2 protein-coding genes are annotated in these 1,750 nt (G+C 67.1%); both read right to left on the reverse strand.

What is annotated here, in order from left to right; all coding sequences use genetic code 11:
• A partial coding sequence (locus tag RMO97_RS15450; protein ID WP_310541934.1) for a GTPase occupies positions 1-258 on the reverse strand: 258 nt, incomplete at its 3' end.
• A 21-nt stretch (positions 259-279) separates the two neighbouring features.
• The gene (locus RMO97_RS15455) at positions 280-1,668 is read right to left on the reverse strand and encodes a PQQ-binding-like beta-propeller repeat protein (protein ID WP_310541935.1); all 1,389 of its coding nucleotides are present in this window, start codon (positions 1,666-1,668) and stop codon (positions 280-282) included.
• Positions 1,669-1,750: the final 82 nt, after the last annotated feature.

Consider the following 1,750-nt stretch of genomic DNA (forward strand, 5'->3'; position numbering starts at 1 on the left):
GGAGACGTCGGCCTCGTCCACCGCCAGCTCGGTCTGGGCGCGCATCCGGGCTTCCAGGCTCTCGTCGGTGACGTCCTCGAACCCGGCGGTGTCGATCAGCTCCAGGTCCAGATCGCCCAGCCGACCGGTCCCGAACCTACGGTCACGGGTGACGCCCGGCTGGTCATCGACAATCGCCAGTTTGCGGCCGGCCAGTCGGTTGAACAGCGTGGACTTGCCGACGTTCGGCCGCCCTACGATCGCAATCTTGAGCGCCATGGCGGCAGTGTACCTGTCTGATCAGCGGATAGCGATCAGATCGGCCTCCTCGGTCACAACATAGACCATGTCGCCCATCGCGATCGGAGACATGATGGAGGCGCCCTTCAGGTCGACGCGCTTGGTGATCTCGCCGGTCTTGGCGTTCAGAACCACCATCTCGCCAGTCTGGCCCACGATCAACAGGCGGTCGTTGGCCAGAAGCGGTCCCGACCAGATCGGGCGGTTCTGTCGTTGGCCGCCAATCCCGAAAACCCCGCCCTTGCGCTTGGACTTGAAGCCCTCATTGAGAGATCGCATCCAGAAGATCTGGCCATTTTCGCGCGACGCACAGATCACCTCGCCGGTCTTTGACACCACGTAGACCACGTCGCCGGCCGGCAGTGGCGCGGTGACGCCCACCACTGGCAGGGTCCAGCGCGCCTGCCCCGTACGCAGGTCCGTGGCGGCGAACACGCCGGAGTGGCTCACCGCGAACACATCGCCCTGGTAGATCGCCGGACGGCCCGGAATGTCGCGGATTTCCGAAAGGGCGCTGGTGCGGCTGGCGCGCGACAGCGCCTCGTTCCACAGATCGTTGCCGTTTGTGGTCCGCAGCGCCACAAGTTCGCCCGAGCCGAAGGCGGCGACCACGGTATCGCCCGAAATCGCCGGGCTCGACGCCGAGAGGATGCGCGAGGATTCCGACAGCGCCTGATAGGTCCAGGACGGTGCGCCAGTGGCGGAGTCGAAGGTCAGCAGCGTGTTGTCCAGCGCCACCACAAAGACCCGTCCACCCGACACCGTCGGTGCGCCGTGGATCGACTCACTGGTCTTGGCCCGCCAACCCACCGTCCCGGTCCCCGCATCCATCTGCAGCACCTGACGGTAGCCCGACGAGACATAGAGCTTGCCGTCGGCATAGGCGACGCCGCCGCCGAACGCCAGGCGGTCACGCTTGTTGTCGCCTGGGTTGGTGGCGGTGCGCCACAGCTGGGCGCCAGAGCGGGCGTCCATCGCCGCCACGCGACCCTCGGCGTCCATCACGAACACCTTGCCGTCCGCCGCCACCGGTGGGGCGGTCAGGTAGCGACCGCGCTTGACGCCCTGGCCGAAGCTCTTGCGCCAGACGATCGAAAGGTCCGGCGCGGCGTCCACATTGCCGACCACCTGTTCGAGCGAGCCACCCGGCAAGGGCCAGGCTGCAACCTTCTCCACCGGCGGGAGGGCGAAATCCACGCCCTTGAGGGCCGCGGCAGGCTCCAGGACCTGATCCGGCGGAATGATCGAGATCCGCTGCCCCTCGCCGGCCAGTTCGGCGGGGCCTTCATCCTTCTTGTCGAACGGGTTAAGCCGGCTGACGGTCGAGCAGCCGCTCACGCCCAGCGCGGCGACCAGGAAAACGGCCAGGATCGTCGAGTGTTTCATCATTGCGGCGCGTTCTGCGGTTGGGCGGCTTGAGGCGGCGGCCCGAGCATCGCAGCGGGATCCATCATCATGGGCGGGGGAAGGG

The sequence above is a fragment of the Phenylobacterium sp. genome, from assembly GCF_031425575.1.
Classification (GTDB): domain Bacteria; phylum Pseudomonadota; class Alphaproteobacteria; order Caulobacterales; family Caulobacteraceae; genus Phenylobacterium.

Coding starts and splice junctions, on each gene's coding strand:
- RMO97_RS15455 (WP_310541935.1), bottom strand. CDS start 1,668: ATGATGAAACACTCGACGATCCTGGCCGTTTTCCTGGTCGCCGCGCTG.